At 60.4% G+C, this 8,490-nt stretch carries 7 protein-coding genes and 1 tRNA gene; 5 read left to right on the forward strand and 3 right to left on the reverse strand.

Annotated features, from left to right (window positions below):
- Positions 1-43: 43 nt before the first annotated feature.
- Entirely contained in the window at positions 44-784 is a 741-nt protein-coding gene (locus tag ASD04_RS04915) for an RlmE family RNA methyltransferase (RefSeq protein WP_056253420.1), read from the reverse strand.
- The gene (locus ASD04_RS04920; RefSeq protein WP_082531001.1) at positions 774-1,958 is read right to left on the reverse strand and encodes a Ppx/GppA phosphatase family protein; all 1,185 of its coding nucleotides are present in this window, start codon (positions 1,956-1,958) and stop codon (positions 774-776) included. The genes ASD04_RS04915 and ASD04_RS04920 overlap by 11 nt, the downstream gene beginning before the upstream one ends.
- A gap of 239 nt (positions 1,959-2,197) precedes the next feature.
- On the opposite strand from ASD04_RS04920, the gene ASD04_RS04925 reads away from it, so the two are divergent.
- Together ASD04_RS04925 and ASD04_RS04930 are read left to right on the forward strand one after the other, a co-directional pair.
- Positions 2,198-2,271: transfer RNA gene (locus ASD04_RS04925), tRNA-Gln, on the forward strand.
- Positions 2,272-2,380: 109 nt separating this feature from the next.
- Positions 2,381-4,354: a site-specific integrase gene (locus ASD04_RS04930; protein ID WP_056253427.1), complete on the forward strand. Its 1,974-nt coding sequence runs from the start codon at positions 2,381-2,383 to the stop codon at positions 4,352-4,354.
- 5 nt (positions 4,355-4,359) lie between these two features.
- Here the strand turns inward: ASD04_RS04930 and ASD04_RS04935 are convergent, their stop codons facing one another.
- Entirely contained in the window at positions 4,360-4,680 is a 321-nt protein-coding gene (locus tag ASD04_RS04935) for a winged helix-turn-helix domain-containing protein (RefSeq protein WP_056253430.1), read from the reverse strand.
- A gap of 202 nt (positions 4,681-4,882) precedes the next feature.
- Between ASD04_RS04935 and ASD04_RS19950 the strand changes: the two genes are divergently transcribed.
- The 3 genes from ASD04_RS19950 to ASD04_RS04945 all read left to right on the forward strand — a co-directional run bounded on the left by ASD04_RS19950 (position 4,883) and on the right by ASD04_RS04945 (position 7,894).
- The gene (locus ASD04_RS19950; protein WP_280137664.1) at positions 4,883-5,017 is read left to right on the forward strand and encodes a hypothetical protein; all 135 of its coding nucleotides are present in this window, start codon (positions 4,883-4,885) and stop codon (positions 5,015-5,017) included.
- Between the two features lie 142 nt (positions 5,018-5,159).
- Positions 5,160-6,398 (forward strand): AAA family ATPase, encoded by a 1,239-nt coding sequence (locus ASD04_RS04940; RefSeq protein ID WP_162245106.1) that lies wholly within the window; start codon positions 5,160-5,162, stop codon positions 6,396-6,398.
- Between the two features lie 44 nt (positions 6,399-6,442).
- Entirely contained in the window at positions 6,443-7,894 is a 1,452-nt protein-coding gene (locus tag ASD04_RS04945; protein ID WP_056253438.1) for a DUF6035 family protein, read from the forward strand.
- Positions 7,895-8,490 lie beyond the last annotated feature (596 nt).

The following is an 8,490-nucleotide window of genomic DNA, read 5'->3' on the forward strand; positions in this document are numbered from 1 at the left end:
GCAGGCCGCTCTTCACTTCTCCCCTGGAGAGCGGTGAAGAGATTCAACGGTCGTATTCGCCTTCGCCGGGTACGGTATCGTTGCTGCCCTTGAAGCCCTTGGCGATGAGGTAAGCCTCGGCCGAATCCTGCCGGCTGGAGGGCGGCTTGGCGTGCATGGTCGACTTGAAGTGGCGCTTGAGCATATGCAGCAGTTCATGCTCGGTGCCGCCCTGGAACACCTTGGCGACGAAGGTGCCGCCCGGCGCCAGCACGTCGAGCGCGAAATCGGCGGCGATCTCGATGAGCTGGACAATGCGCAGATGATCGGTGGGGCGATGGCCGGTGGTGGGCCAGGCCATGTCACTCATCACCAGATCGGCCTTCTTGCCGCCCATGGCCACGATGAGCTGGGCCGGCGCATCGTCGTCGGTGAAATCCTTCTGCAGCAGGATGACGCCGGGAATAGGGTCCATTTCGAGATAGTCGATGCCAACAATCAGCGGATTGGCGGAAGTCGAGCCTATGGCCTTGGCGGCGACCTGCGACCAGCCGCCGGGGGCCGCGCCAAGGTCGACGATGCGCATGCCTTTGCGGAACAGCTTGTGCTTCTCATCCATCTCGCGAATCTTGAAGGCGGCGCGGGAGCGGTAGCCCTCGGCGCGGGCGCGGGCAACATAGGGATCGTTGAGCTGGCGCTCCAGCCATTTGGTGGAAGACACCTTGCGGCCCTTGGCCGATTTCACCCGGATCTTGAGATCCTTGTCGGACTTGCGGCCGCCCGTGCCGAGAGCCTTATCCACCATTGCCATTCCTCCTGACATAGCGTGACGGGCTTCTATGGGCGCGGTCGGCGTCCATCAGGGAAATCAGGATGCCCTCGCGCAGGCCGCGATCGGCCACGCGCACGCGATCGGTCGGCCATTCGCGCCTTATGGCCTCGAAAATGGCGCAGCCGGGCAGTACCAGATCGGCCCGATCACGCCCGATGCAGGGGTGGGAGACGCGACGGTCGAAGGGCATGGCCAGCAGCACCTTCATGGTGTCATCGACCTCGCCCCGCTTCATCCACAACCCATCCACTTTCTGCCGCTCATAGCGCTCCAGCCCCAGATGCAGCCCCGCCAGCGTGGTCACGGTACCCGAGGTGCCGATAAGGTGCATGGGGTGGGTGGCGATCATCTGGCGCAGCTTTTCGCGGCCGCGAAACTGGCGCAGATGCTCGGAGACATGGGCCACCATGGCCTCGAACACCTGGGCGGTAACATCGACGCCGCCGAACTTTTCGGCAATGGAGACCACACCCACCGGCAGGGACTGCCAGGAGCGGATCGAGGCCGACATGCGGCCCTGGGCCCGGGGGCGGCCGCCGCGGAAATCGAGCCAGGCCAGTTCGGACGAGCCCCCACCGATATCGAACATCAAGGCACCCGCGGCACTGCCCTCGATGAGGTCGGCGCAGCCTGTGACGGCCAGTTCGGCCTCGGTGCGGCGATCGACGATCTCGAGATCGAGCCCCAGTTCCTGTTTGACGCGCGCCAGGAAAGCCGGACCATTCTCGGCGGCACGGCAAGCCTCGGTGGCGATCAGGCGCATATGGGCGGGCTGATGCTCGCGCAGCTTGTTGCGGCACTGGCGCAGGGCTTCCATGGTGCGTTCCATGGCCGCATCGCTCAACCGCCCGGTGACGGAAACGCCCTCACCCAGGCGAACGATGCGGGTAAAGCCGTCGAGCACGCGAAAACCATGATCGTGCGGACGGGCGATCAGCAGGCGGCAATTGTTGGTGCCCAGATCGAGTGCGGCATAGATGGGGCCGCGATGCTTGCGCGGATTGGGGGCGGCGGGCGTCCGCTGGTCCGCTGCGAGCACAGGCGCGCCGGCCCCTGCCCTCCCCGCCGGTCCGGGAACGGACGGGGCACGGATTGCCGGCTCGTCAAGTGACGAAAGCCCGGCAGCGGACCGATCGGAATCGGTCACAGAAATCTCCTGTCGTGCGCGGTCGCCAGAACTGGCCAAGCCAGTCGCGCCCGAACGCACTCTTCATTGCGTGTCGCCGATGACGGTAGTGCAAGGGGGCGACAAGCGCAATGCCAGCGTCACGCGCAGCCGCCATGTCGGATGCGCTTGCAATCTCAATCCGCATTGTCTATGCAGTGCCCGCGCCGGACGCGTTACCGCCTCCCGCCACACCGCCGGGCATAGCCCGGAACCCCTGCTGGGGAATAGTTCAACGGTAGAACAGCGGACTCTGACTCCGTCAATCTTGGTTCGAATCCAGGTTCCCCAGCCAAAACTCCCGTAAGTTATTGATTTTGCAGCGAAATTTGTGTGCTGTGTGAATCTTTCACACAGACTTCCACACAAGGTCCCACACACGCCGACTCCAAAGCGAGATCTGCATGGGTACCAAACTGCCGTTCTGCATCCTGCGGGGCACCACATTCTACTGGCGCCGCCGCCTGCCAAGCCCCTTCAAAATGTCCGTGGAATTCAGCCTGGGCACTAAAGACCTGCGCGTCGCCCGCGGACTATCCTCCATGCTCACGATCGAGACAGATCGCGCGTTTGCAGTATTGCGTGAGGGTAAGATGACACCGGAGCAAGTCGACACGTTTGCCAGACAGAAATTTGCAGAGCACAGCGCCAGGTTAAGCGCGGTGCATCTGCTGGCGCGCGACCGGCAGACTCCATGGCAGGATGAGATTGTTGCTACCCGCGCTGCCGCAATCGCCATGTCATTGCTGGCTCATCATGGTCGTTCTGCGCAACTATCCGACTTCCCCGGTATCGCCGATGGTGAGTTTGGCACGGAGGTTATGCAACGCGCGCAGGCAATGCTTGAAACCTACGGCCTCGACTATTGGTCTGATGTTCGCGCCAAGCGCTTGCAGTCCGACCTTGCCGAGAAGCTGTCCCTCCCCAACCCATCACCTTTGGATGTCGCCGAGGCTCGGACAGCCACGTTGGAAGCATATGCAGCCGCTGGCGCAGCGACGGCCGCCAAGTTCAGCGCCAGTCCGAAGTCTTTGGACGACTTGATCAGTCTTGCGTCCCGTTTTAGCGAGCCTGTTAAAACGCCGCCAGCGAGCGAGGTTTTGGTGGATCGTGGCGCAGAGGTTGCAGCAACGAGTGCTGCAGACGTCCTCGTCGGCGTCCCAACAGTGGCGACGGCTGACTCGGAAAAAGCATCCGGCGCACCAGCGCTCAATAGTCCTGTTCAGTCCGATGATGACATCTTGGCATTCGCCCGGTCCGCAGCTTCATTCGACCTAGAAAACAAGATCATTCGGGCGTCGACCGCTAGCCAAAAGCTTCAGGTTTTCGCCCTGTTTGTTGAGGTCACGGGAAAATCCACATTTCAAAGATTGCATCAGGCTGACGTCAAAAAGTTCGTGGACGTCATGGCGATGCTGCCGAAAGTGCGGGGGCGTTCTGTCGCACAGCGAGCGATGAGCGTGGACGAGCTACTCATTGAGAGTCAATCTCTGCCGAAGACACAAGTGGGGCTGGGAGCGTCGACGGTAAACAGAAACCTGTCATACCTAACGAAGCTTATGCGGCAAGCTCGCATGGCAGGCCTTGAGGGGCTACCGCAGCTCGAGATCAGCGGCTTTCGTATGAAAAAGAAAGGCAAGGTAAGCGAAAAACGCCCGGCCTATTCGACCTCTGACGTCGAGACCCTGTTTAATTATACGATCTGGACGGGTTGTCTTTCTGCCGCAAGGAGGCACATTCCTGGAAATCACATCGTTTGGGATGGCCTCTACTGGTGCCCGCTCATAAGCGCCTATTCGGGCGCGCGCCTCGAGGAAATCGCAGCGCTATCGCTCGCCGAAGTAATCCTTGACCACCCCGTACCGCACTTTGTTTTCCATGAGAACGAAAGCCGCGGCCTCAAAACTGTGGCGTCCGAGCGTAAAGTTCCCATCCACCCTGTGCTTATCGAACTTGGATTTATTCGTTACGTTTCCAGTCAGAAAAAGCTCAAAAAGAAGGACCTGTTTCCTGATCTTCGTCCCAATGCTGGTACCAAAACCTCCTGGGGCGACCGCACCCACTATGGCTTCAACATTGCAGTTGCGAATGCACTTGGCGCAGCGAGGGTGCAGAATGACAAGAATAAGACCTTCCATAGCTTTCGACACTACATCTGCACTGAGTTGGGTCGCTTCAAGGATCTTAAGGACAAGACGATCCAGGACATCGTGGGTCATGAAAACGTCGGCACAACGGACCGCATCTACAAGGATCCCACCGAGCTTGAGGTGATGCTCGAAGCAATGTCCCGGCTTCCAGATTTGACAAAGGCAGCCATCAAAGCTTCCCGGGAGCGCGAGATCATCCCGGCTCGGCGTAAGGCAATCAAAACATAGGTCGACTAGCCTTCATCTGCCGAATTCAAAAGGTCATGATCCAGTTTAGCAAATACTGCGTCTTCGGCGCATGCGGTCATCCATGCGGCAAGCGCATAAAGCCTGTCCGAGTCCGCGGCATAATGCTTCGTCTTGCCTGCTCGGGTGGCGTTCAGAAGACCAACCTTCTCGAGCTTGGCGAGATGATGTGAGTTCGTGGACGCAGCCTTGCCTGCAGACAGGTCGCTAGCTGTTAAACCACTACGGCCACATACCTTTCGAAAAATATCGAACCGAGTTTTATCGCCCAACGCTTCCAGTATCACCTTCGCTTCGTCGTCGGTCATTTCGAAATCCTTCGAAACAAAAGTGGCAACGTCGGTTAACCATTAGCGGCAATTGCGGGTGACATTCTCGCTTTGCATGTCAGGCTGCGAACCGAGTCCAGCCGGACTCATGGCCACCAATTGGCGGCCGCCAGAGTTGCTTGGAACCAACCCTGACGGCCTGACCAGGTGATCATCAACCTGCTCACACAGGAGAAGCCACATGGCTGACCGCATTTATGGCTGCGACAAGATTCGCAGCAACCCTTCTCTTTCTGATCATTTCGACCTTTGGTCGACTGGATGGCTTGGCGCCCGTGCGATGCACAGCGCCTGCCTGGCATCGGCGCGCGCTTAGCCGTTCCGCTCCCTCGCATATCATCGCTGCTTGATCTCAGGCCGATCGGCTGAGGCAGCGCTGCTGCGCATCCAATTTCCCTTTGAGCCCTGCTCTTGCGTCTTCGGGCGCCACGGCTTGGCTCGTCCTGATGATGGTCAACATGACGAAAATTGCAAAAAATCAAAAAATGCTGCGCTCTGGCTCCGACGATGAGGCGAATGATGCTTCAGGAGACGGCAACGACGCCGCACCGAAGCCCGCCTCCAACTTCAAGCCCCGTCCGTATGGTGACGAAGACTTCGACCCGCTTGATCTTGCCAACGCGCTCACCGACTACGAGCAGGAGGACCTGCATCCCTCTGCTCTCGCCGACCAGGGCGACGAGGAGTCCCTAAACCCATGGCGGTGGTTTCACCCCGATGGCCTCTCCCTGGAAGATGTCGACCGTCAGGATCGTGCCATCAGCACTGTCCAAATGGGCAAGCCTCGGACCGTGTTCCTGCCAAGCGGCCCAACCACCTATCTGCGGCTCACAGATCCGCTGACCAAGGACACCATCAGCGCTGGTGGTGGTGAAGGGGCTGAACACCAGCAAAGGGCTCGGCTCAAGGTTGAGGCAGATACGCCCGTAAAGCTGATCGGACCGGCAACCGAGCACGCCATCGATGAGGTCATCAGTTCTCTCTTTGCCCGTGCACCGGCCTTCGCCGCCTTCCTGCAGGCGCTGCGTGACAGCTCTCATTTGGCGCTGATGCGCGGCGCCAACTATTTTCACTTCCGCCCATTGCTGATCGTGTCACCTCCGGGCATGGGCAAGTCCACCATCGTTCGGCTGTTGGCTGAAGCCACCGGGCTTCCGATCATCCACCTCGACGGCTCGACCATGATGACCACCGTCGATTTGACCGGCGGTGACTCGGTCTTCAGGTCGTCCCGGCCCAGCGCGATCTTGCAGGGATTAATCCAACACGGGGTCGGCAATCCCATTGCGGCTTTCGACGAGATCGACAAGCTCGCCGACGTGAGCCGCGGTGCGCGGGAGAACCCAGCGGAGTCTCTGCTGCCGTTTCTTGAGCCGAGAACCGCCAGCCGCGTCCGCGAGCACTTCTTGCAAATCGACCTCGACCTGCGTTTCCTCAATTGGGTGTTGCTCGGCAACGACCTCGACAAGGTGCCCAGGACCGTTCGGGACCGCTGCAAGGTCATCCAGATCCCGCCGCTAACGCCCAAGGACCTGGCCGCCGTGGCAGAGACCGAAGTTCTTCGCCGTCACCTTGAACCCGAGCTCATCGCGGAACTGACCCGCGCGTGCGCGAAGGGCCAGATCAAAAGCCTGCGCAAGCTCAACAAGGCACTCGATGCCGCAGAGGCAACCCTGCGTCGTCCACGTCTTCACTGAACCCCATTTCTTGAAAAAATCAAAAAATCAAAAGGCTTTCACCTATGTCGACCTTCCAGAACACTCCCAACCTTCCCGCCGTCAGTGCTGTTGTGCCGCGCAGTGGCTCCAGTCCCGCCATCGTTGGTAACCGCAAGACTCGCCGCGCCATCAAGAAGGTCATCGACCTCCGCGGCGTCGAGCCGGTCATCATGCCGGTCGATGCCCTTCTGGACGGGATGACTGCAGTCGACCTCACCGCGGTCCGGCGGGCCATTGTGCATGAGCGTGGCGAAGGCAACATTCTGTTCCGGTGCGGTCAGTGCAACAGTCCTCTTCAGCTTTCGTCCAGCCGCGAAAGCTCGACAGGAGACGGTCGTGGAGCCTTCTTCAAGCATTCTCACCGTACCCCGGAGGGCTGCAGCTGGTACACGGCTGAAGCACAGCGCTCCACGGGTGCGAAGCAGTTTGCCGGATTGCAAGAAGGTGAACCTCACTGGCGGCTCAAAAATCTCCTTGCCGACAGCATTCGCTGCGACCCGGACTTCTCCAAGCCCGTCGTCGACAAGCACTTCATCCAGATAGGTAACGGGCACCGCAAGCCCGATGTTTTCACCACGCACAAGGGCAAGCCGATCGCCCTTGAGCTGCAGCTTGCCCGCATGCCGCTCACGACCATCACAGAGCGCACCGCTGCATACCGGGCGGTCGGGATCACCCTGGTCTGGGTGACCAGCGCCCACGAGCTCGCTCTGCTCAACAACCAGAGCTTCCGCGACCTGTACCTTGCCGCTGGTGGCCGCATCCTTGCTGTGGATGTGGCCAGCTATGAGCGCTCCGAAGAGACCAGCGTCCTGCACCTGCACGAGCTCTCGCTTGAGCCCGCTATCCAGCACCCGTTCGCGATCTATAACCGCTGGCGCAGCCGCATGGCTGGTCCGGAGGTCATCCTGATGCCGGGGGGGCAGCGCCATGCCGAAGGGCAGCGGGCTTATGGGTCTGCACTGGCGGAGAAGCTCCAGGCCAAGGCGCCGGGGTTAACGGAGAAGATCGCCGGCACCGTTGCGTCGGGGGCAGACCTCAACCTCGTTGCAGCGGAATGGAGTGCGCTGGCCAAGCTGGTTGGGGCCCGCGATCTGCGGCAGTCCATCCAGGATGAACTGCCACGCGTGCTGCGCTGGCTGCAGGCGGTCGAGCGGTTGAACAACGCCACCGTCCAGGACAAAGAAGTGGCTGGGAAGGTGGTGGCGGCATGTGCTGCGGCGATTGTTGCCGCTCGCACCGGCAAGCACTGGATCCAGCTCATCGAGCATATTGCCGATGCCGTGCCAGCTGCGGCTGCCGTGCTCACCCCTGATTTTCGCACCAAGATGATGAGGCTCAAAGCTTCGCCCGGCAAGCTGCACCCGATGCACGCTTATCATCGCCACATGATCTCGGCCCTGCATCCGTGGCTTGCTTTCTGGCTCTTGGCCAAGGCACCCAATGGCACGCCGCCGCATCAGCGCCTGCCCTAAACTTCTGCTCTAACCCTTATACAGCAAGTGTTCTGCTTCTGGCTCATCCGAGAGCCAGAAGCAGATCGGTTCGGTTACTCCGTTCGACCAATGGGTCTCAGGGTAACCGACCCGGTGCGGCCGGCGAACCGGCCTTCTCAATGACGGAAGGGATCGGAGATCCCTTCAAAGATGCCGTTCCGGCAGCCAAAGCTCAAAAGCAAGACGATCAAAGCCAGAGGTTGACGCCGGAGAGGTCCGCCCACACTCTCCCACCCCAGCTTCCATTGAAGCTGGGGCAAGCGCCGCAGGCGCAGCGGACAAATCCGGAGTCAAGTCAGCCTCCGGGCCCCATCCTCAAAATGTGCGCGACAGCGCAAGCGGCGCCCACATCATCTGTCTGGTCCAGCACTAGCGGACCAGATCGAGCCAAGCGACATTATGAGGGTGGGAGAGGCGGACGACCTTGGCGATGTGCAGATAGAGAAAGCCAACATCCGAGATGGGGCCGGAGAACTAACCCGCTGCGCGGGAGGGTGCGCGTGGTGAGGTGATGGCAAGGCACCAGCGTCACGGCTTGATTGAGGATCGCCTGGTTCAGGCGTTCCCTTTTGGCT

Origin of the sequence: Devosia sp. Root436 (assembly GCF_001426345.1) — a bacterium.
GTDB lineage: Bacteria > Pseudomonadota > Alphaproteobacteria > Rhizobiales > Devosiaceae > Devosia.